We start from the raw sequence: 23,584 nt of genomic DNA on the forward strand, positions 1-23,584 counted from the left end.
TTACGGTTATCATGAAAAACGTTCCTGTCGAAAAAGAAACCGATCCTGCCTCAAGCTTTGAAGGTACGGCTGCCAACCCGCAATGGGGTGGCCGTTTCGCCTCCGGACCGGCTGCGATCATGAGTGAGATCAACGCTTCCATCGGCTTTGATAAAATCCTCTGGCGTCAGGATATCCGCGGCTCTCTCGCACATGCAGCGATGCTTCAGAAGGTCGGCCTGCTGACGGAAACCGAACTTGCGGAAATTCGGCAGGGACTGGGTGATATCGCGCAGGAAATCGGCGAAGGACGCTTCGAGTTCTCCCCGGCCCTCGAAGACATTCACATGAACATCGAGGCACGCCTCTCCGAGCGGATTGGCGAAGCCGGCAAGCGCCTGCACACGGCACGGTCCCGCAATGATCAGGTGGCCACAGATTTCCGCCTGTGGGTGCGTGATGCGATTGACGGCCTTCAGGAACAGACTGCCTCCCTCATGCGCGCCCTTGCGACACGCGCACTGGAACATCACGCAACGCCGATGCCCGGCTTCACGCACCTCCAGGTCGCTCAGCCTGTGACGTTCGGCCATCACCTTCTGGCTTACGTCGAAATGCTCTCCCGCGACCGTGGACGCCTGCGCGATGCACGGGCTCGGTTGAACGAGTGTCCGCTGGGATCAGCGGCTCTGGCTGGAACGTCCTTCCCGATCGACCGTGCAATGACGGCAGCAGCGCTGGATTTTGATCGCCCGACGGCCAATTCACTCGACGCCGTTTCAGACCGTGATTTCGCTCTCGAATTCCTGTCAGCCCTGTCTCTTCAGGCCATGCATCTGTCGCGACTGGCTGAAGAAATCGTCATGTGGGCATCCGCTCCCTTCGGATTCGTAACCCTGTCGGACGCATTCACGACTGGCTCGTCCATCATGCCGCAGAAGCGTAACCCCGACGCAGCTGAACTGGTGCGCGCCAAGATCGGCCGCATTATGGGGAATTTCGTTGGCCTGCTGACTGTTATGAAGGGCCTGCCGCTAGCCTACGCAAAGGACACGCAGGAAGACAAAGAGCCTGTCTTTGACGCGACAGAAGCCATGACGCTGTCCCTGGCTGCCATGGACGGGATGATCCGGGACCTTAAGCCCAACACAGACCGTATGCGTGAAGTCGCAGGCATGGGCTTCTCCACTGCCACAGATCTGGCGGACTGGCTGGTGCGTGAACTCCGCGTGCCTTTCCGGACGGCTCATCACGTTACAGGCCGTTTGGTCGGCCTCGCTGAACAGAAAGGCTGTGATCTGGCTGATCTCTCCCTTGCCGAAATGCAGGCGGTGGAGCCGGGCATCAATGCAGGGATTTTTGATGTTCTGACGGTTGAATCTTCCCTCGCCTCCCGCACCAGCTTTGGCGGCACGGCTCCGTCCAACGTTCAGCAGCAGGCTCAGGCCTGGCTGAACAAACTTGGAGAGACGACATGAAACGTTTTTTGATTCTCAGTCTGACTTTTCTCGCCCTCAGCACCAGCCTGAGTGCCTGTGGAAAGAAAGGTGCGCCACGCCCACCGGGCCCAGACTCTGACGTCACATACCCGCGGAGCTATCCCGCGGAGTAACACTTTGCTCCGGTAAACACTTTTCATGGGATGGCCCCCACTCCGCTGGGTCATCCCATGATTTCAGCTCTCCGCGAGTGCTTCGAGCACGAGCGGATGAGCCAGAACCTGCTCGGCAGTCCATCCAGCAGCACGCAGGGTTCGAATACCTTCCACTCCATTCCGTTTTGAGAGCTTCTGGCCACTTTCGTCTTTGATAAGGGCATGATGGCGATAGTGAGGTTCTGGCCATTTCATCAAGCACTGAAGAACACGATGAATGGATGTTGCGTCATACAGATCCCGACCACGCGTGACGCAGGTCACACCTTGTTGGGCATCATCATGCGTGACGCAGAGGTGATAGGAAACACCCGTGTCCCGTCGGGCCAGCACAACGTCTCCAAATTCGTCAGCGCGGCCAGAAATTCTTCCCTGCCCCACTTCGTACCAGGACGGCACCTCCTGAAGCTCATCAAGCGCGCGCTGCATGTTCAGACGCCAGGCTGGTATACGCCCGGATAGTGATCGGTCGCAGCGGAGACAGGTGCCCGGGTAAACAATACTTCCGTCCGGAGCATAAGACGTAGAAGCCGCAGCAATTTCAGCTCGTGTACAAAAGCAGGGGTAGAGAAGCTCTCTGTTTCTGAGTTCAGTCAAAACATGGGCATATTCCGCCAGATGACGGGATTGCTGACGCACAGGTTCCTGCGGCCATAGCCCCAGCCATTGCAGATCCTCGCCCAGCGCATCGGTAAAAGCTGATGTGCACCGCGCGGTATCAATGTCCTCAATCCGCACAAGAAACCGGCCATCCTTTCCGGCGGACGCGCGCGCGTGAAGGGCAGACACAACGTGTCCAAGATGCAGAAAACCAGTCGGGCTGGGCGCAAAGCGCGTTACAGGAGGCGGCGTCATCAAGCTTTCATCAGGGTTTTCTTGCAGTTCATGAAGTTTACTGAAATAGTCATCTCAAAGAAGCCGACGACGCATGTTTATCGGCGTTTGTCTTAAGTTTTCTACGCCGAAGTTCCCGCATGTGCCGTCCTTCAAAAAAGGAAGCGCGTGGTGCCTGTCAGTAGTCAGCATTTTCCGGCTCTTGTTCTGAATGCGGATTTTCGTCCGCTCTCATACTTTCCGCTGTCGCTATGGTCATGGCAGGAAGCCGTGAAAGCTGTGTTTCTGGACCGGGTATCCGTTCTATCAGAGTATGAAGACGCCGTCGTTCACTCTCCCAGCATGGCCATGCGCCTTCCTAGCGTCATCGCACTGAAAGATTACATTCCTTCAGCACGAAAACCCGCTTTCACACGATTCAATGTCTTCTTGCGGGACAATTTTTCGTGTCAGTACTGCCATGATCGATTGCCAACACATGAGCTGACTTTCGATCACGTCATCCCCCGTGCGAAAGGGGGAAAAACAACCTGGCAGAACGTTGTTACCGCCTGCAGCCCCTGCAATCTCCTCAAAGGCTCCCGCCTCCCCAGCGAGATTGGCATGCACCCCCACCGAAAACCCGATCAACCCAGCAGCCGCCTTCTTCAGGAAAACGGGAGGACCTTCCCGCCCCACTATCTTCACGAAAGCTGGCGTGATTATCTGTACTGGAACACTGAACTGGAGACCTGACACCACGTTTAGTGTCTCCAACTCCTGCAAGGATCACGTTCCATGCGTACAGGTCTCTTTGTTACCGCTCTCGCGCTGGGTCTCTCCGTTACGGCCCTGCCTGCTTCTGCTGAAACGATCCATCTTTTTGGTCCCTTCAAGGGCGAACATGGTGCAACATCCCCGATCAAGGGGTCTGCGTCTGCCATGCTCGACACAACCAAGAACACCCTGTCGTACCGTTTCGAAGACAACGGCCTGACAGGTCCGGTCAATGCAATCCACCTGCATGGTCCGGCAGCCGAGGGTGAAGATGCCGGCGTAATTGCGCCGATCCCTGGCCCTTACCAGACCCGGATGACGGGAACCCTGACACTGACAGCAGATCAGGTGAAGGACGTGCTGGCAGGCAAAAGCTACATCAACCTGCACACGGAAAAATTCCCATCCGGTGAGGCCCGCGCCCAGCTCACGACTGAGCTGACAGGCCACAAGCACCATATGGAACACTAAGGTCTTTCCAGCCTAAACAAAGGCCTGCTTCGAAAGGAGCAGGCCTTTGTTCTGGATAGAGCTTAACGAGTGTCTATACCCGCCTCTGGTGGCCATCCGGTTAGCCGAGGCATAGTTTTATGCGGATAAAGAGAAGATCTGCCTCCTCTATCTACCCTCCTTAGCTGCGATGAATTCGAGCCGACACATAAGGTTTCGGCGTGTACGTCAGATCAGGCACCCAAGGCCACGTCGGTTTACGGCGATGATTACCGATATTGACGATATCCTGATTGATAGCCCCCGGCGAAAGCGCCATGAGTGCCGGATTGGCAAGTGGCTTCATGGTTGGGTTGAGATACCCGCATTTCAGAACGACAATACTGAAATTGGTTGGCTCCAGCCCAATATCCCGGAATGCTTCCGCCGAATGATACAGACGCCGCCGAGCAGACAGCGTTGCCGTAATACCATTGAATTCAATGACAGCTTCACCTTCATCGGGATGCGAGACCGGCGTCAGATGCTTCACAGTCGCGCGGACATGCACAGGCTTGCACATCACGGGGTCCAAAGTCGCACCGATAGATAACGGAAGAACTGCGCCAACACCCGCCTTGTAACAGGCATCCGTTGCAGGCCGGTCCGTCATGCCACCCAGCAGGACATTCTTCGCGCCAGCTCTTAGCAAAGCCTGAAGGAAAAAAGTCTGGTCAGAGTTTCCGCCACCGCCCGGATTATCTCCGGAATCTGAAATGACCACGGGATGCGTTTTTGACGACATCGCACGGCTGAGACACTCATCGATCGTCCCGGTTGGTGTGCCGAAATGAAAGTCGTGTCGCGCGTCCCAGTATCGCTGCGCCAGTTCCGTAGCAATGCGTTTCTGCTCTTCGACGTTCGTACCCGTGACAACCACAGATGCGGCCGAACGGGGCTCATCAGCCCAGACATATCCAACCAGTTGAGAGACATCGAGAATACCCGGCAACCGATTGTATTCAGCCAGATCCGCCCACAGGCGGCGGCCCGGCTCCCATTCTGTGCTGCTCTGCTCACCCGGAAGCAGCGCCGGTATGCTTGCCCACACAATTCCAGGTCGCAGGCCGTAACGCAGACAATGCGTAAGCATATCCGTAGCCCGCATGACATTCTCGATACGATCAACATGCGGCGCCGTGCGGTATGCCGTCATAGCATCCAGCGTATCGACACTGCGCTGACTGAGATTGCCGTGAAGATCGTAATAAGCAGACAACAGGCAATCCGGCCCGACGACAGACCGCGTTGCGGCATACCAGTCCCCCTCCGCATCATCCATGCCTTCGACACTCAGGGCACCGTGCATAGCCAGGTAAACACCATCCAGCGGTAGGAGCTTACGCAGACGCTCAAGATATTCTGCTTTCAAAGCCTCATACGTCTTGCGCTCAATGGGCCCGCCTGGTGGTGCGGATGCTTCCAGGGTCGGCAGGAGGTCAAAATCATAACGATGCAGCGGCTGGGACAGCGGCGCTCCAAAAATCTCATCGCCTCGGAGCGTAGTGAACTCCGGCATGCGGGAGCGAATACGGCTGTAAGTACTGCATTCTGACGCAATCCCCCCCACGGCAATCCGGGGCGTACCTTTAAAAGCTGGTATCAGTCCGGTTCCGCGATCTTGGGCATACCCCTGCCCTCGTAATGCCAGTAGCCCCGCTGGAAGCATCTTCAAGATCAGTCTGCGACGCACGTCGTTAGCCCTCGTCCTATGGTCCAGATGTTCAAAAAGCAGGAATTGTCGCAGCTCTCTTAAAGCGGAGGCCCGCCCGGAGCACTTCGCTGGAGGCGCCCATGAGCAAAAAATGGACCGGCCTTCGAACTGTCACCGTGCCTGACACCGGCAATTCCTCACTTGTTTTGTCCACCAGAAAATGGCGATGACACGAACATGGAAAAGTCTGAACGAGATCGATATTGTTTTGCTACAAAAACTAATGTCGCAATGCGCGTTAAATTGACGCGAGGCGAAACAAATGCCCGCCTTGATGGCAAGATCATAAAAAAGGCCCGTCCCTCTCGGGACAGGCCTTTCCAAATGACAGAGGTTTAGAACCTCATTCCCACTCGATTGTAAATAGAAAGAAAAACATCTTTTATATCAATACATTTGAAATGTAACTTCCCGCGATACCAAGAAAAATGCCATTTTGAGCTGAGCAACCCCCTCACTACGCCGGCGGACTGTGTGGCATCATCAATCTGTCCCCCACAACGGGATGCCGGCGCTAGCCATTGAGCCCTAAGCGGGTGAAGAAGGCCGAATTCCGCGCCTTGGCATCCTTCAAGAGTTTAGAAAAAGGTACGATTTCGACGAAAGCCTTGGGGTTGTCAGTATAACCGAACATCCCCTCGCCGTCCGGGGTTGGTTGTAACGGCAGGCCGATCAGTTGCTTTCTCAGCCCCTCGGTGAGGTCGGCGACGATATAACAGTCGAAGGATGTCCGCTCCCCGACATTCGAGATGACGCGGCCGCTCTTGTCGCGGAAGGTTTTCGACGATTTGATCAGGTTGACATACCGCAATGCCTGGCGGATAGGGTCTTCATTTGGGTAGGCTTCAAGGCCGGGACGCTTGAATTCCACCAGCACAACTTTATCGCCGGATTGCTCACCCTCGCGCCATGCCAGGCAGCTATCGTAAAGGAATGCCAGATCGGGCCGCTCCTGGCTTCCGGTGTTGAGGTATGACCGCGCTTCTTTGTCGGAAGCAAAGAAATTAAAGAACGCCAGGCGATCATCCAAAAGCCACAAATTGTGGTCGTCGATGTCAGCAATTTGTGAGGAGTCAATCTTCATGGGACAGATCAGCGCATGCACAGCGTCTTCAAGGTGATGACGTCGCCTCTCCGGGTCTTCATAGGCGGTCAACGCATCAAGAAAATCTAGGATCGCCTTTCGCTTGCTAACATATTCGGCAAGCGCGCCCTTCTTTTCGTCGTCAACGTAGCGCATATACTCATCGACTTTTTCCTGAATTTCTTCCTTATGGCTGGGTGGCGACGCAATCTCTTCGGACAGCCGTCGAAACTCACGCTGCCGACGGTATCGCCGCCGGCTCATCGATACGAATATTTCCTCTTGCTTCCCGGCACTGTTCAACGGCAGCGCCTCCACAAATGTATCAATCTCATTGTTGATAAAGAGAAACTGCGGATTTTCACGGACCAAGGCCTGGGTGTTGCGCACCATCTCCGCCCGTGAGACGGCGATATAGTCCGCGAGATATTCCCGCACACTGGATGCTACGCCCCGCCGGATCAAGGTTTCTTTGCTGGAGGAAAAAGTGAACCCATCGCGCTCCTGGTTCACACTCTCGTCGAGATAGGCCCCGGAGGCGCAACCGATATAGATAGACTCGCCGTCAAGACTTCGAAGACCGATCTGATCGTCGATGCATTGCTCTGTGACGCTGCGTTCATGGGCGCAAAGGAACATCCAGTTATAGCTTTGCCCTCTTGGCCGGATGTCCTTGTTGCACTTCATGTGCCGCACGGAGATCGTGATCTCACTGCCATCATCCAGCTTGACCGGCACGTCCGCGACTGACGTGTTAACAATTTTGTCCTTGAAATAGGTTGGAAGGTCGAACGCGTCATCACCATCGATCAATTCGGCGCTTGGGCAGGCGCCGGATGCCAAGATGGGGAGGAAATGGGCGATCAGCCGCTGAACCAGGGTCTCCGGCTTGGAAGGGCAGCGGCTTTTGTACTCGCTTTTGAACTCCCCAAGCGTGATGATTGTCCGAGGCGCAGTCGCACCAATGGCAGCGCCATTTAGTTCGTTCCGAAGCTGGTTGCTCTCGTCGAGCACGAAATCGAACGAGCGCCGTAAAAATTGACCGCCATCAACGTAGACGCTTTCAATCTTCGCGCCACCGAAGACACGCAGCCAAGAAAGGCGCCCTACACCCTTGCCGCCTAGGCCGATTTTGTGCCGGCTGTCAGGAGTGCGGAAAGAGCGGTAGTTCTCGTCGGTGAAGCCGATCCCATTGTCCTCTATCTTAAAGCCGATCACTTCGTTGCTGTCGCGGAGGATGGTAATCTGGATGCGCCCTTTGCTCGGGGCATCATCTCCGAACCGGAGATTGACGGCATGCAGCGCGTTGCTGAACGCCTCCATCAGCGGCAACAACGCGTTTGTCTCCGACGGCTTAAGCGGGAGGCGGCTCACCCGCCCAACTATATCACTTACAAGATCAGCCATTGTCGCCCCCCTGTCGCATCCGCTTTCCCATCAGCCCGCATCTTCGCAAAGATCATGCACGCAAGCCGACAGGCCGACGAAGACCAACGCTGCCAAAACAGCGTCCTCTCGCCGCAGGTCGCGCTTCACGACGGCATGGTTCCCTGGGTGGCGTATGTTGGGATACGTGTTCGCAAAGGTGTACGCGCGGTCAAAGATATTGGCGAACTCGTTGCTGGGGAAGCGGTTTCCGTTCCGCATCCGCGTCAAGGCTCGGCTGAATTCGTTTTCTTGTCCAGCCGAAGCCGAGACCAGCATGTTTTCAGCCAACAGGGAAGCGGTGCGGATCGCCTCCTTTGCGTTGATTTGGCTCCAATCTACGGACTGGCGCTGCCAGGCGTTTTCAAAGCCCGCAAGGGCTTCCTTCAATTGGGGGCTGACGGCGGTGCGGGCGAGCAAGCTCTGGTAGAGACCGTCAATCTCGCCATGCAACAGAGGCGTCAGCCTAAGGGGGGCGCAATCAAGGCGATAGGGGAGCATGTGGCGTCCTACGAACTGTTCAAGGCGCGTTCGGTAGGCCGCTTCCAGATTGGGGCTATCATATTCTTCCAACGCAACAGCGATGTCTGCCAAAAGGATTGCGATCGCTCGGCCGCCGACAAAAAACTGCGGTTTGATCCGGCGAAGTGCCACGCGCGCGTCTGCCACACTGTCAAGATAGGTCGCTGCATCGACACGCAGCGCATCCAGCGCCGAATAACGGCCCGCATCTACAAATATTGTCGCCATGCCACGCGGACGAACAAGCAGGGTCCGGACTATCTCGACAGGTAAGTCAGGGTGGGCATCCGCGAACTGCGCAAACAGTGGCCGCCAGAGTTCTGCCCCGGTGTAGCGCCAGGCGGATTGCAGACGATCTCCGGTCATCCGAACACCTCTGCCGATAGTCCGGCTGCCATGGCTTGAGCCTTGGCAGCGGCGACGTCGAGGCGGCGGGCGGTGGCTTCGAGGCGCTGGGCCTGTTCGGTGAAGGCGGTTTGGAGTGGGAGGTCCGGGAGGGGAATCTCTAAAGCGGACAGCCGTCCCTTCGAGATTCCCGGCATGGAGGATGCCGAGCCGCTGGCGAGTTGCCTAATCGCTGGCCGGAAACAAGGCAGGTTGATGAGGGTACTGACATAACGCGGCAGGAAACGGGCGGGGTCACTCGGCACCAATCGAAAGATAGTGTCGGGCAGCATCCTGTTGCGACCGCTGCCGTCCGCCACGGCGGCAGTCCCGACAAGATCAATCGTGTTCTTGCGCGTGATGAGCAAATCACCATCGCGAACTTCGAGGTCTTCGCGAGGAGCGATCGTTTCCGGTAGTCGCTTTGCCTCCGAGCCGACAAAGCCCAAGGATTTTACCGCGCTGAGTTTCAGCACACCCCATTGATCGGGTTCTGGCGCACCGTCACCGCAAACCGGACTCCATCCGCCATCAATTCGCCCGAGCAAGCTGCCCAACTTGGCGACCGGCCATCCTTTAGGGTTGGTCACCGGGTCGCCGAACAGGTCGAGGAAGAGAGCTGGGATGATGGCGCGGGCCTTAGCGCGAGCCGCGTCTGCATGGCGCCTGATCTCCGCCGCCCGATCTAGCAGCCCCCCGATCCGCCGCTGTTCCTCCAGCGGCGGGAGGGAGACCTTGGCAGCTTTGATGAGCGAAAGAGGCAAGGACGGGAGGCTCGTAACCTGAGCCTGAGAGCGGGGATCATAGCGCTGCGACCAATGGAAAAGGTAAGACGGCAGAACCTTTCGCTGATCCGGTATAATCGTGGCAAGGTGCGATACGACATAGGCATCCTGGCCAAGCATCGCGCGGTGATTGAGGTTTACCGACGCGCCGCTCTTCGGGATCAGCAGCGTTCCAGCCGGATAAAGGCGAAGCCCACATTCGCGGACGGCCAGCGGCGAGACCCTATCCGTGGTTTCGACAAGGGCCGGGTCAATATGCTTGCGCCCAACATCTTGCATCCGAACGAAAGGATGGCCATCCTCGCAAAAGTGTTTGGCTTCCTGCGGCGCAGGATTGCCCGCAGAAATGTCCGAGACCTCTTCAAGATTGACCAGCGGCCAAGCACTCACGCCGGCTCTCCCTGCAATTCTGCCGCCAGCGCCTGAATGTCGCCAAGGATGGTCTCCACATCTTCCTTCAATTCCTCCAGCAACTCGCGCGGGTCGCGATGCTCGGCCGCTTCACGGCTCTCGGGCCGGTAGCGGGAGGCGGAGAGGTTCCAATCTTCACGTTCAATCACATCGGCCTCGGAGAACCACCAGTTTTCCGTCCAGGGCGCGGCCGGATCGCGCCCTTGCCAATCTGCCCACATCTCCTCTCGACTGTTAAAGGCTGCGATCAAGCCGGGCATATCGTCGGCCTGGATCGGTTGGTCATGATTGGCATCGAGCTTAAAGCCGTCATTACTGGCATGGAGGAACATCACTCGTTCAGTACGGCCGCCCTGGCGGAAGACCAGCACCGAGGTCTTCACCCCCGAGTAGGGCTGGAACACACCGCCGGGCAGCGACAGCACTGCCTCGACGCTGTTGTTCTGCAGGAGGATCCGGCGTAGTTCCTTGTGCGCGCCTGTGGAGCCAAAAAGCACGCCCTCGGGAACGACCACGCCGCATCGCCCACCGGGCTTCAGGTTGTCGATCATATACTTGACAAACAGCAGCTCGGTCGCCGTGCTGGTGCCGATCTTCACGTCATCAACGATGCGGTCGCGGTCTAGCCGGCCAGAAAATGGCGGGTTTGCCAGCACCACGTCATAGCCATCGAGTGGCAAGCCGCGTTCTGCCTTCATCTGCCGGTCGAAGCTAGTGGTCAACACGTTGCGCTTAAGGATGCGCACATCCGGCAGGCCGCGCAGCGCCAAGTTCATGCTGGCGAGGCTGACCATTTTGGGGTCGACATCATTGCCGTAAAAAGTCGCGGTCTGGAGCTTACGCCATTGCGCGTCCCTCAGCCGGTCGCCATGTCCGCGCTCAAAGGTTTTGCCCTCCGGTTCTGCTAGCTCGCGTCCATTACTGGAGGAATTGGCGAGACGGATATGCTCATAGGCGGCAACCAGAAAACCCGCAGTACCGGCGGCGGGGTCATAGACCGTCTCGCCGATCCTGGGATCAACGAGATTGACGATGGCGCGGATGATGTGGCGTGGCGTGCGGAACTGGCCTAACTCGCCTGCTTGCTTGATCTGACGCAGCACATGCTCGAACAGGTCGCCTTTGGTGTCCGGGTCCGCCTGCTCCAACCGCAGCTCATTCACCAGCGTCACGACCTGAGTGAGAACGGTGGGCTCGTCGATGGCGAGGCGGGCTTGGGACATGAAGCTCATGCCGAATTCATCACCAATGGTGGCGAAGAAGGGGAACACCTCGTCGCGAACGAAGGTGACGAGCTGTTCGCCCGACATCGCGTTGGCCCAGATCGACCAGCGCATCCGCTCGCGGGGCACAATGTCCACACCCTTCGCTGGCGCGTTCAACGGATTGCGCAGCGTCCAATCGCCTGCGAAGAGGGAGGTATAGTTCCGCTTGGTGGCCTTGGCCTGGCGCAGATTGGCGGCGTCGATGCCCTCGATCATGTAGAAGAAAAACAGGAAGCTGAGTTGTTCGGCATTGGACAGCGGATCAGGGTAGCCGCCGCCGTACAGGTAGTCACGAATCTGATCGACCTTGCGACGCATGTCAGGGGTAAAGGGCATAAATGGCCTTAGTTCACGGGTTTATCGGGCTGAGCCGCGTCATCGCCAAGTGCTGCTTGGGGCGCACCAGTGGACGTGATGCCGAACACAGCTTCGTTCATGCTTTTCAAGATGCGTTCAAGCTCGACTTCGCCGCCGAAGACGGCAAGTGCGCGCTCGAATCCGCCATTCATAGAGAGCGGCGGAGCGTCGAAACGCCAACTATCAAACACAGTCAGTTCGGCCGAATTCGCGTTGATTTGTTCTTTGACGAGATGCAGCACACGCAACTGATCTGAGTCAAAGCTCTGGCCGTTCAGCCAAGTCTCAAAAGCGCCGCCGAATGCTTCGGCGCGGGCCTCGTCGACATCCATGAAGGCATGGCCAGTTTCATCAACCGTGACCCATTCGCGTGTGGTGGGGTCAATTTCGTCATGCACATCCAGCATCAGAAGCCGCCGTGCGGGGCCGGCCGGCGGCTTGCCCTCGCGTACGACAATGACGCCGCCTTCACCGGGCGTTTCATCATCGCCATGGCGCAGGGTGACGCCAGTGAAATCCCACATCGTGAAGCGGTCTTTACCCGGTGCTAGGCGCGTGCCGCGACCGCGCATCTGCTGGTAGAGGATCGAGCTATGCGTGAAGCGTGCCATCACCAGGTTGCGCACGTCAGGGCAGTCGAATCCGGTATCCAGCATATTCACGCTAACTAAGATTTGCGGGAATTCCTCTTTCTTGAAGCGCTTGATCTTGGCCGGACCATCGACGCTGTCGTCCGGCCCCATGCCGGAGACGACGAAATCCGCATAGCGCGTGGTGGGGCTCGGCTTTTTGTCGGCAAACACGTCATCGAATATCCGGGCCAAGGTCTCCGCGTGGCGTTTGGTGACGGCGAAGACGATTGTCTTGCCCCAATCGGGCGCGCGGCGAATGCCGTTCGGGCCAGTATAGCCGTTCTCCAGCACCTCGCGAAACTCGCGCACCATGGCGCGATTGCGCTCCGGAATGGTAAACTTCCGCTCCAGAGCAGACGGATCGACGATGATCTGGTCGCGGTCGGCGAACAGCCGTTCCAGCTCCGCGCGGGTTGGCGCATCGAGCGCAGCCCAATCGATATCACTACGCGCAACCGGAAAACCGTTAGATGCAGCTGTGCGCGCGGTCATGGCGCGATAAATCTCGTAGGGGACGAGATGCCCGTCCGCGATCGCTTCTGACATACTGTAGCTGTAGGTCGGTCGACTGACCTCAAAGAATCGCAGCGTGTCGCGGATCGCAGCGCGGTCTTCATCATCCACATCGGGCGCATCCTGCATAACGCAGGGTGTAGCTGTCAGGCCCACCTTGATACCGTCAAAATGGTCGAGCGCGCGCCGCCATTGACCGTAAATGCTGCGGTGGCATTCGTCGATGACGATCAGGTCGAAATAGCCCGACGAGTATTTTTCGTACTCGTTCACTAGCGTTTGCAAGGTGACAATGGTGACGCGTTTTTCGTCCTGGAATCGGCGACCAGTGCGCGGGACGCGGTAGCAGGGAAGATGCGGCAAATGTTCTGCGAAAGCGTCTTCGGCTTGTATTGCAAGCGTGTTGCGATCGACCACGAACAGAGCTCGCGTTGCCCAATTCGCTTCGAACAAACGCTTGAGCAACGCCGCCGCCGTTCGTGTCTTGCCGGTGCCGGTCGCCATTTCGACCAGCATCTTCCGCCGTCCGTTGGTGATCTCACGGCACACCGCCTCAATGCACGCGCTTTGGTGCAGACGACCACCTCCACCGGCTATCCGGCTGTCGATCGGGATGTCAAGCGGGCTGCGGCGAATATCGCCAGCGGCTTTTCGGCGGGCGAGGTCGTCTTGGCTGAAAACGGTCTCGATCCTGCGGAAATGAGCGTCCTGACCCTTGTCGCAGAACCATATTTCCTCACCGTTTGACAGGAAGATAAAAGGCACGTCAAGCAGATCGGCATAACGGCGACCTTGCGCCTCGCCAGCGCTGAGACTGACGCTTGTGCTCTTCGCTTCGAGCACTGCGAGTGCTCGGCCCTGGCGATCGAACAAAGCGTAATCGGCACGACCACCGTCATCGAGCGGATATTCGTAGCGCACGCTGATGCCGTCGGTCAGACGCCATTCGGTGTCTTTCAGGAGTTGGTCGATTTTGATCCGGGCGAAGGCTTCGTTCGTCACTTCCGGGTCGCCCTCGTCTCTCGCTCAAAAAGCTCGGCTTTCAAAGTCAAGTCGGCCGTCAGTCGTCCATATTCTTCCACCGCGATCACCACGCAGCAGCGAACGGATGAGCCGTTCTCGATGTATGGAGCCGCATTATACATTCACGTCGCTCGAGTTCATGAGCGGCACAACACCTACATGTTTGTACAACGTCGTTCGGGATATCCCATAGCGCCGCGCCACGTCCGCTACTTGGATGTCAGGGTCTCGCAGGAGCGCTTTGATCTCTCGCACCTGCTTCTCCCCCAGCTTCGGCTTGCGGCCGCCGGACCGGCCTCTGGCACGCGCTGCGGCAAGCCCCGCTCGTGTCCGCTCGCGGATCAGGCTTCGCTCGAACTCCGCAAGGGCTGCGAAAACGTGGAAAACCAGCTTACCTGCTGCGCTGCCCGTTTCGATTTTCTCGTTCAAGCTCTCAAAGCTAACCCCGCTGCGTTCCAGGTCCGCCACAATATGCACAAGGTCGGGCATGTTGCGGCCCAGCCGGTCCAAGCGCCAGACAACCAGCGTGTCGCCGGTTCGCAACGCCTTGCGGCACTGCTCCAACTCCGGGCGTTCCCCACTTTTCCCACTCGCGGCCTCCTCATAAATGACGCCGCATCCCGCCTGCTGAAGCGCATCACGCTGCAAGTCGAGGTGCTGGTCTTCCGTGGAGACCCGCGCATAGCCGATACGCTGATTCATTGACACAACCGGGACGTTGAAAACTTGACGGAAATGTTAACCCGGTAAGTGAGGTTCGGCTAGTCCATGAGGCGTTATTTTGGATGTCGGGAAAACGACCGTTTTCTGAACAATGCAGTAGGCGTTCTAACGTCGAATTAAGGGCCGCATCTCACTTATCAAATCAGCAACCTGCTCTTGGCGTTCCAATATCTCGACCAAAGTCTCCCGAACGACCTTATTTGGCACTACAGCATCAGGCCGATCGACCAGCCATAGCTTGAGAAGACCACCAATGCGGCCCAGATCTCCTCTCAGCCTGAATAGTTCAAGAAAGGCCTCCTGATCGACACGACTAGGCGGACTATAGCCAAGAGCTAGGTTCCTCATCAGGGTGGAAGCCGGTAGCCTCACTTGGCGAGCCGTGAGCTCAATGGCTTCTTTTTCTTCTGCCGTCACTTTGACCGGAATACGTTGACCCGCCCTCGGTCCGATATTTTTTTGGCGTTTCTTCTCGATCTCGGTCACTAGACCGCCCCTTTACCAGCGTTGAGCCACAGGCGAACAAGCACGTTGCCGTGTACACGGCAACCTATCTTGCTTTCAGCCATCACACGACAAAATGCAATTATATGCGAACGTACCGTCGGCCCCACGATCAGGAAGATTTTCGCATATATTCGCCTATAATTGCATATATTGGATTATATTAGCACATATCCGCGCTTTAACGCGGTAGACATACCAAGGGAGTATTTACAATGACGCCAAATAAGAAAGGTATGGCTCGCGTGAGGTTTCTCGCCCTAAAGACCGCCATCGCAGAAGAAGTGGAACAAGGTTACAACAGGTCAGATATCTTCCAAAAACATCACGATGCCCTTCAGATGAGCTATAGTCAGTTCACGCGGCACGTGAGGGAATTTATTTTGGGACTGCCCTCACAGCAGCCCAAAAGAGAGCTGCCACCTGCCTCCTCCACAACCATTGAAAAACAAGGCCTGGAGGTATCTTCCGAACGCCGTGCTTTTAGCCCAAGGCCGATAAACTTCCATCCGAGCCCTGATCGTAAGCTCATTGCCCACTGGCTGTCCCCTGCGGAGGGCACAGAGAAATAATGAATTGCATGCCGTTTAAACGCTACGAGCAAAGCGTTTAAACACTCTCGTCCTCGGCACGAAGAACGTCCCTGAAGACATATCCCCAGCAGGAAGGGCCCCGTAGACGTTAAAAGAATATATTTAAGTTAAAACGCGCGCGCGTGTTAAGGGTTAGAAAAACACATAATATTCAATATGTTATATACCACTCGTGTGGGTAAAAGTACGTGTCTGGGCGTGGGTAAAGGTACGTGCTAATCCACAGGAAAACGTGGGTGAAGGTACGTGTCATTCCACAAAGCTATCGCACTTATCAACAGTGTGTTTTGGGAGGATCAGCTCCTCAATATCGCCCTGCTACTGAGCAAGCGAGCGCTTCTCAGCTACAAATTGCGAGCAGCCGCGTTTCAGCCCCGCCCTCATTTGGTAAAGAAAGTTACGTGGTCATGCTCTGTATCAAGCGACATCTGATAATCAGGTAGCAGGTTAATACCCGACAATTCCTTTACCTGCCGTCGAAACTCTCTCAAAGTCGCAGTACTGCCGCTTTTCGCGTACAAGACCATTACAGACACGCGCCATTTTGGCTGAAGACCACAATGTTTACGGGCAAGCTCATATATGCGCCGCTCAAGCGGCTTGCGGAGTTTGAAATAGTCCCGCGACAGGGTGAGAACCCGCATGGTCGCAACAGAACGGAATAGCCAGTGTGGCAAATCCACCTCGATGGCTATCACACGATCATCTGTTGGCGACTTTTCTACGATCCGCCATGAATCGATCAACCCAAAGCCACGCCGCTCACGTTGTCCGTTCGTCTCAATGTTAGTCTCGATGCCAGTCCCTCTCAGCCTTGCAAGCATACCGGCTATACGACGGTAGCTGAGCCCCCCTGTTGAGCGGTTCGTACTACGGAGAAAATCATAGGCCGTAAAACGCACTGTAGGTGCTATGGGGCGCCCACGATTCTTTGCCTCCACCAACTGGCTTATGCAATAAATCCACAAGTCCTTGTCATGTATGCTCGCACAACCATCCGCCCCGGGCTTCACGGTCACCACGAGACCGTTACGCTCATAGGTTCTTACACGCCTATCGCCCGCTTTTAACGCAAACAGTGGATGCTCCATGCTAACCGTGTCACCCTTTGGTGCAGCGGCCAGAATGTCTGCAACGAAAAAACCTTCCCGATGGCAGAGTTCTGCTGGGGAACATTTTGATGCCTTGCTGACGGCATGCTGTTCCCAGCGAATGGGAGACACAGGCGTTACAAACAAGCTCTGGAATCAGAAGCGCATACCAGGACGCTGCGCCTGAGCACCCTGTGCCCTGCGCGTCTCAATCCACTCCATGACCTCTTCGAGATCCCACGCCACGTTTCTACTGGTCAGAGCGATACGACGCGGAAACTCGCCACGCCGCTCCATATTGAAAATGGTTCTTTCGGCTAACGGGATCATCGCGTGAAGCTTTTTGCGGTCGATAAGAACCCTAGCCGTGTTTCCCATTTCTCTTTCCTCTGCACCCCTACGACAATGTGCTTGAGGTTACCCGCCGCTGCCTGCTGCGGCTGGAAAAAAGATAGAATTTGGTTGACGACAAGGATATAAGTTGCCCATGCCTCAAGACCACGACATCTACCTTGCCTTTGATCCGATCCTTGGGCGCGTAATTTATCAAAAGGAAGCCACCGGTCGCATTAAGGCCAAGCTTTCAGATAATCTTACATGGTGCTTTTGTGAACTTTGCGAGAAACTTACCGAATATTCAGCTGTACGCTTCAATCCAGTAGTAATAAAAAGATTGAAAAATGGAAATGCTAAGCTCGTTCCCATAACAGAAAAGATGATTTTATTAGGGCTTGAGAAAGCAAAAAAACTAGCTGAGCATTATTCAGAGGCCTTATCAGGGAAATATGGACCTCATAAAGCAAGCCAAATGATCGCCCGCTATGGTGATCTAGTCGAGATGCGGGCAGATCGCTCTGTTGAGGGATTCCTAGAATACATTGAGCCAAAAATGAAATTTCGAGAGCATTTACTTCATGGTGAACTTGCTTGGACGACCCGCTTACCAGGATCCTCCCCTGATAGTCCCAAGCCTAGCAAGTTGTATTGCGAAAGGCACAATCCCCGCAGAAGTATTTCGTCGAGAAGAGCCTATCAACGTGATCGGAGGTTTATTTGGGAATACCGTGCGCTTATGGAACAAATTTGGAGTCAAGGTTTCAATACTCTAACGCTCTCTGGCTGGGACATTGAAGATCATGCTTTCGTTCGGAGAGAAGCATATAAGCAAGTCAAAGCCTTACGAGCCCCCACAAGCACGCTTGATGATTTTCTCTCAAAAGGCACAATGACGCAGGCGGAAATAGCTCGAGAACTAGGTATTTCACGCCAAGCTGTTTCGGCAGCCATTAAGCGGCGCGCTCTAAAAAATCTCCACGAAGGCAAGCGTTAGCCTGGCTTGCTCGTCCATTCCTCAATCATATCAGCCCAGTCTTGAAGCATAGCGGTGCGCTGGTCACGATATTCGGCCTTATTATAAACAGCTCTTACACCTTTCTGCTCATGGGCAAGGCACTTCTCGATCCAATCAGTATTATAACCTGCCTCGTGCAGCAGAGTGCTTGCCGTCCTGCGCAAATCATGAGGACCAAATTTTGCGAGTGGCTTTCCTTCTTTCTGAGCAAGCCTGTAGGTCAGCGTGAGTACCTGATTAAGCGTTGCGCTACTCATCGGCTGATCAGTGTCGTACCGGGACGGCAAGATGTAATCTGATCCTCCGGAAAACGTCTTCAGGGCGATGAAAATATCGAGCGCCTGTCGCGACAGAAAGACCAAATGGGGGTTACGTCGTTTCATCCGCTCTTTTGGGATCGTCCAAAGCGCCTGACTAAAACTGATCTCGCTCCATGTTGCGTTGGTTAGCTCACTCTTCCGAACCATCGTCAGCAAAAGCAGTTTGGCTGCGGCCCGGATCGATGGGGTAGTGCCGATGCGCTCGATGTACTGATACATCAGGCCGATCTCTTCAGGCGTCAGAGCGCGATCCCTTGGCTCAAATTTTGCTATGCTAGTCGGACGAACCAGTTCAGCCGGATTTTCGACCCTCTGCCCTCGTTCGATAGCCCACCGGTAAACTTGAAACATCACCTCCCGGGCATGCACCGCAGTCGCCGGAGCGCCTCGTTCGACGATGGCATCGGTCAGCGCCCGCAGGTCTTCGTGGGTGATTTCAACAAGCTTCTGACTGGCAAATTTAGGCTTCAGTTCACGCTCGTAAACAGATTTGCGCATATCACGGGTGGAGTCCGCCATCTGATATCCGCGCAGCCACTTCTCGGCCCACGCTCCGAACGTCTCCACGCCCTTGATACGCGCCTTGTCGCGAGCTTTTTCTTTCGCAGGCGACTTACCTGCTGCAATCAGCTTTTTAGCCTCTCCTAATTGCTCACGGGCTTCGGCCAGAGTGATGCCCCCAACGCCATATCGCCCGAAGGTCAGGGTCTCCTGCCTGCCATGGATCGCATAGTTATATCGGAACGAGATGCTACCCGCAGGCGTCACGGCGACGTACAACCCATCGCGGTCGTTCACCTTGTAGAGCTTATCCGTCGGCTTAAGGTTGCGCAGTTTGGTATCGGTCAACATCAGTTCGTGGCACTCCAAACAGCGATACCATGATTGAAAACCATTAAAATAACTGGATAAAATCCTTATTATTCATATAGTTACTTCTTATTGATACCATGACACCCATAGAGTGCCTGACATGGTATCGATAAGAAACATAGCATCAGACTTAGTCAGTGCCATGCACCATGCCATAAAAAGTTGCTGCTTGGCGATACCGTTCGGTGCCAGACAATGCCGGACCAAAAAACAAAAAAGCCCGCATTTCTGCGGGCTTTAAGGCACTTTCATGCCGGGTAATACCATCCTATGCCAGACGCGGGATCATTCCCACTCAATCGTTCCCGGCGGCTTGGACGTAATGTCGTAAGTCACGCGGTTAACACCCCGGACTTCATTGACAATACGGCCAGCAACGCGATTCAGGAACGCGAAGTCGAACGGATAGACTTCGGCCGTCATGCCGTCAGTGCTGGTCACGGCACGCAGAGCGCAGGCCTGATCATAGGTCCGACCATCGCCCATTACACCGACAGTCCGCACAGGAAGCAGAACCGCAAAAGCCTGCCAGATGGCATCGTACAGGCCGGCATTGCGGATTTCTTCGAGGTAGATCGCATCCACCTTCCGCAAAAGATCCAGCTTTTCCTTGTCGATCTCACCTGGAATACGAATAGCAAGCCCCGGCCCCGGGAACGGATGACGTCCCACGATGTGTTCCGGAATGCCAAGTTCACGCCCCAGCTCACGAACTTCGTCCTTGAACAGTTCGCGGAGAGGCTCGACCAGCTGCATGTTCATGCGATCCGGCAAGCCGCCAACGTTATGATGGGACTTGATGGTAACGGACGGGCCACCCGTGAAGCTGACGCTTTCAATCACGTCTGGGTAAAGCGTGCCCTGAGCAAGGAACTGTGCGCCACCAAGCTTTGCAGCTTCTTCCTCAAACACTTCGATAAAGAGACGGCCAATGGTCTTCCGCTTGATTTCCGGATCTTTGACGCCTGCAAGTTCACTCAGGAACAGGTCAGATGCGTCGCGATGAACCAGACGGATATTGAAGCGACCGCGGAACGTCTTGACGACTTCGTCAGCCTCACCGGAACGCAGGATGCCCGGATCAACGAAAATACAGGTCAGCTGGTCGCCAATAGCATCGTGAATCAGCTTCGCTGCCACGGAGCTGTCCACACCGCCGGACAGACCACAAATAACGCGGCCGTCCCCGACCTGCTTGCGGATACGGGCGATTTCCAGCTCACGGAAGCCAGCCATTGTCCACGTCCCGGTGCAGCCAGCAACATTATGCGTGAAGTTGCGGATCAGGGCAGCACCATGCGGCGTGTGCACGACTTCCGGATGGAACTGCACACCGTACAGGCGACGGCCTTCATCAGCGATGATCGCGAACGGAGCCCCTTCCGAATAGGCAACAGCGCGGAAGCCCGGCGGAAGCTGCGTGACGCGATCGCCATGGCTCATCCAGACTTGTTCACGCTTGCCGCGTGCCCAGACGCCACGGAACAGGGCGCAATCTTCAGCGATGTCGATATAGGCGCGACCGAATTCACGATGTTCGTGCGTTTCGACCTTACCGCCCAGCTTCTGGCACATGGCCTGCTGGCCATAGCAGATACCAAGAACAGGACGATTCAGTGAAAAGACGATTTCCGGAATCGCCGGAGCATTTTCGTCATGAACGCTGGCAGGGCTGCCAGACAGAATGATACCGCGCGGATTGAATTCACGGATCTTCTCGTCCGTCGCCGTGAACGGCCAGATCTCACAGTAAACACCGCTCTCACGCACACGGCGGGCGATGAGCTGCGTTACCTGGCTGCCGAAATCCAGAATGAGGATACGGTCTTCGTGAAGTGTTTCGTCGAGTTTCGCGACGGTGCTGGCGTCCTGCTGGGTCAATGTGATGGCCTCGCGTTCCGTGTTCATGGTGCCTTTTGATGCTCTCCTATAAGGTGTTGTGTCGTCTGCGTCATCCATTCTGCATCACAGGACAGGCACAACATGCGTCCGATTGCTCTTTTTTCTCTTTCTGCCATGGCTTTTCTGGCAGCCTGCGCCACTCCTGATCCCGGAAATGATCCATCAGGCCGTTGGGTAGGCGCGCTCGTCACGGATCAGGGCTCCTGCCCGACAGAACGCACGTCCACGCTTGATATTCGTGGGCGAAAGATCGTTTTTACACCGGGAGATGGGTCTGAAGTGCTTTCTGGCATCTATCAGCCCGGCGTTCATCACTACCACGCAGAGCTTGCCAGCAAGGACATGAACGGTCATCCGACCGCGTTGGTTTTTAACGGATATCCCGTTGGTCAGGCGATTGGTGGCACTTTTGGTTCCAGTGCCTGCCGGGCCCACATCACCATGACAAGAAAGTAGAAATTAATTTTCAGAGGGGGGTTGTCAGGTTTTGAAAGCGCCTGTAAAACCCCGCCTCAAGACGCACCCGTAGCTCAACTGGATAGAGCACCAGACTACGAATCTGGGGGTTAGAGGTTCAAGTCCTTTCGGGTGCACCATCTTATTTTTGGCTTTGCCAAAAACATACAGTGTTCGCACCCGTAGCTCAACTGGATAGAGCACCAGACTACGAATCTGGGGGTTAGAGGTTCAAGTCCTTTCGGGTGCACCACACAACATCTTCACAAAACTCAGTGCTGCAGTGCTTTCAGAGCACGATAGACGTCCTCCCATTCGTATGGCTTGGGAAGAAACATCGCCTTGTTTGGCAAAGGTCGCTTTTCCTGAAGATAAGCACCTGACGTCAGTACAACGCCGATCTGCGGCCAGCGAGCTCCAACTGTCTCAGCCAGATCCAGTCCGTTGAGCCGTCCGGGCATGTTCACATCCGAAAAGACGAGATCGACTGACTCACCTTTGGAAAGAATATCCATCGCCTCATCGGCAGTGGCAGCAAGAATCGGGTTATAGCCGGCGTCTTCAAGCATATCCGCAGCCAGAAAGCGCAACAGGGCCTGATCTTCAACAACCAGAACATTCTTGCGGTGCGTCAGATAGGCGTTGCTCGCATGCATGCCACGAGACTGCCCGACAGACGCCGTTCCTTTCCCTGCCATGACATACATAAAGTGCCCCTTTCCGGAACGAATAAAGAGTGGGGACACCAAAGATGATGTTTCCCGATCCTTCAAACGCGTCATGCAGGCGATGTTTGCAGAATTATGAAAATTCTTCTGCCATCAACTAAGGAACAAGCGGAGCAGCCAACCCACCCGGGCCCACATCTGCCGCGACAGCAAGCCCGCCGATACCCCACGTTCCATCAGGCTTTTGAAGCAGAAGCGGAGCGCCGCTCACTCCTTTTGTCGCCTCGCAATCGTGATGGACAAGACCACTGACTGTCACTCCGTTGATATGACAGTCCAGATCGCCGAATGGCACTTCGTTTCGATCTTGCGAATACCCAACCAGCATAGCCCTTGCGCCATCCTGCACAGGAATCGCCGGGAGAAGATCCCGCGTCGCGATAACTGGTTCCGACAGCAACAGTGTTGCCCGATCACTGGCCCCGGTAGCGGATTCGTTTTTCGGGTCGTATCCGGGTGGGATAATGAATCGGACAACATGGGCGTGTTGGCGGTATGAGCCCCGCCAGTATCCCATCAGCACATGAACGTCGCTTGGTCGTATATAAGTGTGCGTCTTCGGCAGCCAGAGACAGTGAGCTGCCGTCATGACCACATTGGGAGCTACGGCAAAACCCGTACATTTAACGCCGAGTTCAGTCTGTACACGCCCCAGAATTCGCCAGGGCGCCGCACGGACGTCAATCAGTTCACGTCTGGCCCCGTCCCCGAGACCGGGCAGAGACGAAAGAGGCTGCGCACAGACCGTTCCCACCACCAGCAGTCCCAGAAAACAGGGCCAGTATTTCATTCCAGATTGTCCGGACCGAATGCGTCAGGCAGCAACTCTGCGAGGGTGCGTGTCAGGAGCAACGTTCCTGTGGGCGAAATCATGTGCACTTTCAGATCAGGCAAGCCGAATTCACGGAGTTTCTGCCGACAGCCACCGCACGGTGTGCAAGGTTGATCTCCACCACCCACAATCACGATTTCCTCAATACGTCGGCCCCCGGCAAGAATCATGGCCGAAATGGCTCCGCCTTCAGCACAGGTTCCAAGCGGATAGGCTGCATTTTCGACATTGCAGCCTGAATGAACCACACCTTCACAGCGCAGGGCCGCGCCAACCTGAAAGCGGGAGTATGGCGCATAGGCCCGGGATCGGGCTTCAAGAGCCCGGGAGATCAGTTCTTCCATCATAATTCAGACACTAGCGCCTGTGTGAACAGCTTGGAAC

Annotated in this window: 23 protein-coding genes and 2 tRNA genes; 9 read left to right on the forward strand and 16 right to left on the reverse strand. The window is 55.8% G+C overall.

Annotation, left to right across the window (positions count from 1 at the left end; all coding sequences use genetic code 11):
- The first annotated feature begins 11 nt into the window (after positions 1-11).
- Positions 12-1,457, forward strand: coding sequence for an argininosuccinate lyase (gene argH / locus KP705_RS00840; protein WP_046899611.1), 1,446 nt, complete (start codon positions 12-14; stop codon positions 1,455-1,457).
- Positions 1,454-1,591, forward strand: a complete 138-nt coding sequence (gene lptM, locus KP705_RS21735) for an LPS translocon maturation chaperone LptM (RefSeq protein ID WP_215751551.1) — start codon at positions 1,454-1,456, stop codon at positions 1,589-1,591. The genes argH and lptM overlap by 4 nt, the downstream gene beginning before the upstream one ends.
- Positions 1,592-1,654: 63 nt before the next feature.
- Here lptM and gluQRS read toward each other — a convergent pair whose 3' ends face one another.
- A complete protein-coding gene (gene gluQRS / locus KP705_RS00845; protein ID WP_215763839.1) occupies positions 1,655-2,488 on the reverse strand; it encodes a tRNA glutamyl-Q(34) synthetase GluQRS in 834 nt (277 codons plus the stop codon).
- 150 nt (positions 2,489-2,638) lie between these two features.
- Between gluQRS and KP705_RS00850 the strand changes: the two genes are divergently transcribed.
- Positions 2,639-3,202 carry an HNH endonuclease gene (locus KP705_RS00850; RefSeq protein ID WP_046899613.1) on the forward strand — a complete coding sequence of 188 codons (564 nt, stop codon included), beginning with the start codon at positions 2,639-2,641 and terminating at the stop codon, positions 3,200-3,202.
- Between the two features lie 42 nt (positions 3,203-3,244).
- Positions 3,245-3,694: a CHRD domain-containing protein gene (locus tag KP705_RS00855; protein WP_046899614.1), complete on the forward strand. Its 450-nt coding sequence runs from the start codon at positions 3,245-3,247 to the stop codon at positions 3,692-3,694.
- A 160-nt stretch (positions 3,695-3,854) separates the two neighbouring features.
- Here KP705_RS00855 and KP705_RS00860 read toward each other — a convergent pair whose 3' ends face one another.
- The 8 genes from KP705_RS00860 to KP705_RS00895 form a co-directional block, all read right to left on the reverse strand.
- Positions 3,855-5,381, reverse strand: coding sequence for a M81 family metallopeptidase (locus KP705_RS00860; protein ID WP_080951382.1), 1,527 nt, complete (start codon positions 5,379-5,381; stop codon positions 3,855-3,857).
- A gap of 559 nt (positions 5,382-5,940) precedes the next feature.
- Complete coding sequence (locus tag KP705_RS00865; protein WP_215763841.1) at positions 5,941-7,917, reverse strand: ATP-binding protein; 1,977 nt, start codon at positions 7,915-7,917, stop codon at positions 5,941-5,943.
- Positions 7,918-7,947: 30 nt separating this feature from the next.
- A complete protein-coding gene (locus KP705_RS00870; RefSeq protein ID WP_215763842.1) occupies positions 7,948-8,823 on the reverse strand; it encodes a hypothetical protein in 876 nt (291 codons plus the stop codon).
- Positions 8,820-10,016, reverse strand: a complete 1,197-nt coding sequence (locus KP705_RS00875; protein ID WP_215763843.1) for a restriction endonuclease subunit S — start codon at positions 10,014-10,016, stop codon at positions 8,820-8,822. Before KP705_RS00875 ends, KP705_RS00870 begins: the two co-directional genes overlap by 4 nt.
- Positions 10,013-11,638: a class I SAM-dependent DNA methyltransferase gene (locus KP705_RS00880; RefSeq protein WP_215763844.1), complete on the reverse strand. Its 1,626-nt coding sequence runs from the start codon at positions 11,636-11,638 to the stop codon at positions 10,013-10,015. The genes KP705_RS00875 and KP705_RS00880 overlap by 4 nt, the downstream gene beginning before the upstream one ends.
- 8 nt (positions 11,639-11,646) lie before the next feature.
- The gene (locus KP705_RS00885; RefSeq protein ID WP_215763845.1) at positions 11,647-13,806 is read right to left on the reverse strand and encodes a DEAD/DEAH box helicase family protein; all 2,160 of its coding nucleotides are present in this window, start codon (positions 13,804-13,806) and stop codon (positions 11,647-11,649) included.
- A gap of 135 nt (positions 13,807-13,941) precedes the next feature.
- Positions 13,942-14,529 carry a recombinase family protein gene (locus KP705_RS00890; protein WP_215763846.1) on the reverse strand — a complete coding sequence of 196 codons (588 nt, stop codon included), beginning with the start codon at positions 14,527-14,529 and terminating at the stop codon, positions 13,942-13,944.
- 126 nt (positions 14,530-14,655) lie between these two features.
- Positions 14,656-15,036: a plasmid mobilization protein gene (locus KP705_RS00895; RefSeq protein ID WP_194266493.1), complete on the reverse strand. Its 381-nt coding sequence runs from the start codon at positions 15,034-15,036 to the stop codon at positions 14,656-14,658.
- 233 nt (positions 15,037-15,269) lie between these two features.
- Here KP705_RS00895 and KP705_RS00900 point away from each other — a divergent pair, with 233 nt between their 5' ends.
- The gene (locus KP705_RS00900) at positions 15,270-15,626 is read left to right on the forward strand and encodes a TraK family protein (protein WP_194266494.1); all 357 of its coding nucleotides are present in this window, start codon (positions 15,270-15,272) and stop codon (positions 15,624-15,626) included.
- 401 nt (positions 15,627-16,027) lie between these two features.
- Here KP705_RS00900 and KP705_RS00905 read toward each other — a convergent pair whose 3' ends face one another.
- Both KP705_RS00905 and KP705_RS00910 read right to left on the reverse strand, forming a co-directional pair.
- Positions 16,028-16,885: a replication initiator protein A gene (locus KP705_RS00905; RefSeq protein WP_235993230.1), complete on the reverse strand. Its 858-nt coding sequence runs from the start codon at positions 16,883-16,885 to the stop codon at positions 16,028-16,030.
- A gap of 9 nt (positions 16,886-16,894) precedes the next feature.
- Complete coding sequence (locus tag KP705_RS00910) at positions 16,895-17,116, reverse strand: AlpA family transcriptional regulator (protein WP_086659313.1); 222 nt, start codon at positions 17,114-17,116, stop codon at positions 16,895-16,897.
- A 109-nt stretch (positions 17,117-17,225) separates the two neighbouring features.
- Here KP705_RS00910 and KP705_RS00915 point away from each other — a divergent pair, with 109 nt between their 5' ends.
- Complete coding sequence (locus tag KP705_RS00915; protein WP_215763847.1) at positions 17,226-18,068, forward strand: winged helix-turn-helix transcriptional regulator; 843 nt, start codon at positions 17,226-17,228, stop codon at positions 18,066-18,068.
- Here KP705_RS00915 and KP705_RS00920 read toward each other — a convergent pair.
- Positions 18,065-19,261: a site-specific integrase gene (locus KP705_RS00920; protein ID WP_194266496.1), complete on the reverse strand. Its 1,197-nt coding sequence runs from the start codon at positions 19,259-19,261 to the stop codon at positions 18,065-18,067. The genes KP705_RS00915 and KP705_RS00920 overlap by 4 nt on opposite strands.
- Before the next feature lie 306 nt (positions 19,262-19,567).
- A complete protein-coding gene (gene guaA / locus KP705_RS00925) occupies positions 19,568-21,190 on the reverse strand; it encodes a glutamine-hydrolyzing GMP synthase (RefSeq protein WP_203548559.1) in 1,623 nt (540 codons plus the stop codon).
- Positions 21,191-21,265: 75 nt separating this feature from the next.
- On the opposite strand from guaA, the gene KP705_RS00930 reads away from it, so the two are divergent.
- From KP705_RS00930 to KP705_RS00940, 3 genes are all read left to right on the forward strand, one after another.
- Positions 21,266-21,640: a hypothetical protein gene (locus tag KP705_RS00930; protein WP_046899615.1), complete on the forward strand. Its 375-nt coding sequence runs from the start codon at positions 21,266-21,268 to the stop codon at positions 21,638-21,640.
- 63 nt (positions 21,641-21,703) lie between these two features.
- A tRNA-Arg gene (locus KP705_RS00935) sits at positions 21,704-21,780 on the forward strand.
- A gap of 36 nt (positions 21,781-21,816) precedes the next feature.
- Positions 21,817-21,893 (forward strand) — tRNA-Arg (locus tag KP705_RS00940).
- A gap of 19 nt (positions 21,894-21,912) precedes the next feature.
- On the opposite strand, the gene KP705_RS00945 is transcribed toward KP705_RS00940, so the two are convergent.
- From KP705_RS00945 to KP705_RS00955, 3 genes are all read right to left on the reverse strand, one after another.
- Positions 21,913-22,338 (reverse strand): response regulator, encoded by a 426-nt coding sequence (locus KP705_RS00945; RefSeq protein ID WP_235271701.1) that lies wholly within the window; start codon positions 22,336-22,338, stop codon positions 21,913-21,915.
- Positions 22,339-22,465: 127 nt separating this feature from the next.
- A complete protein-coding gene (locus KP705_RS00950; RefSeq protein ID WP_215763848.1) occupies positions 22,466-23,158 on the reverse strand; it encodes a serine protease in 693 nt (230 codons plus the stop codon).
- Positions 23,155-23,547: a cytidine deaminase gene (locus KP705_RS00955; protein ID WP_202206617.1), complete on the reverse strand. Its 393-nt coding sequence runs from the start codon at positions 23,545-23,547 to the stop codon at positions 23,155-23,157. Before KP705_RS00955 ends, KP705_RS00950 begins: the two co-directional genes overlap by 4 nt.
- Between the last annotated feature and the right edge of the window lie 37 nt (positions 23,548-23,584).

This window comes from Gluconobacter sp. P1D12_c, assembly GCF_018812105.1.
In the GTDB taxonomy this organism is placed as follows: Bacteria; Pseudomonadota; Alphaproteobacteria; order Acetobacterales; family Acetobacteraceae; genus Gluconobacter; species Gluconobacter oxydans_A.

What these genes read in the sequence shown, in the direction of transcription:
- gluQRS (WP_215763839.1), bottom strand. Translation starts at nt 2,488, where the DNA reads ATGACGCCGCCTCCTGTAACGCGCTTTGCGCCCAGCCCGACTGGTTTT.
- KP705_RS00890 (WP_215763846.1), bottom strand. Translation starts at nt 14,529, where the DNA reads ATGAATCAGCGTATCGGCTATGCGCGGGTCTCCACGGAAGACCAGCAC.
- KP705_RS00900 (WP_194266494.1), top strand. Translation starts at nt 15,270, where the DNA reads ATGACGCCAAATAAGAAAGGTATGGCTCGCGTGAGGTTTCTCGCCCTA.
- KP705_RS00920 (WP_194266496.1), bottom strand. Translation starts at nt 19,261, where the DNA reads ATGTTGACCGATACCAAACTGCGCAACCTTAAGCCGACGGATAAGCTC.
- KP705_RS00945 (WP_235271701.1), bottom strand. Translation starts at nt 22,338, where the DNA reads ATGGCAGGGAAAGGAACGGCGTCTGTCGGGCAGTCTCGTGGCATGCAT.
- KP705_RS00955 (WP_202206617.1), bottom strand. Translation starts at nt 23,547, where the DNA reads ATGATGGAAGAACTGATCTCCCGGGCTCTTGAAGCCCGATCCCGGGCC.
- KP705_RS00860 (WP_080951382.1), bottom strand. Translation starts at nt 5,381, where the DNA reads ATGCTTCCAGCGGGGCTACTGGCATTACGAGGGCAGGGGTATGCCCAA.
- guaA (WP_203548559.1), bottom strand. Translation starts at nt 21,190, where the DNA reads ATGAACACGGAACGCGAGGCCATCACATTGACCCAGCAGGACGCCAGC.
- lptM (WP_215751551.1), top strand. Translation starts at nt 1,454, where the DNA reads ATGAAACGTTTTTTGATTCTCAGTCTGACTTTTCTCGCCCTCAGCACC.
- KP705_RS00950 (WP_215763848.1), bottom strand. Translation starts at nt 23,158, where the DNA reads ATGAAATACTGGCCCTGTTTTCTGGGACTGCTGGTGGTGGGAACGGTC.
- KP705_RS00930 (WP_046899615.1), top strand. Translation starts at nt 21,266, where the DNA reads ATGCGTCCGATTGCTCTTTTTTCTCTTTCTGCCATGGCTTTTCTGGCA.
- KP705_RS00870 (WP_215763842.1), bottom strand. Translation starts at nt 8,823, where the DNA reads ATGACCGGAGATCGTCTGCAATCCGCCTGGCGCTACACCGGGGCAGAA.
- KP705_RS00880 (WP_215763844.1), bottom strand. Translation starts at nt 11,638, where the DNA reads ATGCCCTTTACCCCTGACATGCGTCGCAAGGTCGATCAGATTCGTGAC.
- argH (WP_046899611.1), top strand. Translation starts at nt 12, where the DNA reads ATGAAAAACGTTCCTGTCGAAAAAGAAACCGATCCTGCCTCAAGCTTT.
- KP705_RS00915 (WP_215763847.1), top strand. Translation starts at nt 17,226, where the DNA reads ATGCCTCAAGACCACGACATCTACCTTGCCTTTGATCCGATCCTTGGG.
- KP705_RS00855 (WP_046899614.1), top strand. Translation starts at nt 3,245, where the DNA reads ATGCGTACAGGTCTCTTTGTTACCGCTCTCGCGCTGGGTCTCTCCGTT.
- KP705_RS00910 (WP_086659313.1), bottom strand. Translation starts at nt 17,116, where the DNA reads ATGGGAAACACGGCTAGGGTTCTTATCGACCGCAAAAAGCTTCACGCG.
- KP705_RS00865 (WP_215763841.1), bottom strand. Translation starts at nt 7,917, where the DNA reads ATGGCTGATCTTGTAAGTGATATAGTTGGGCGGGTGAGCCGCCTCCCG.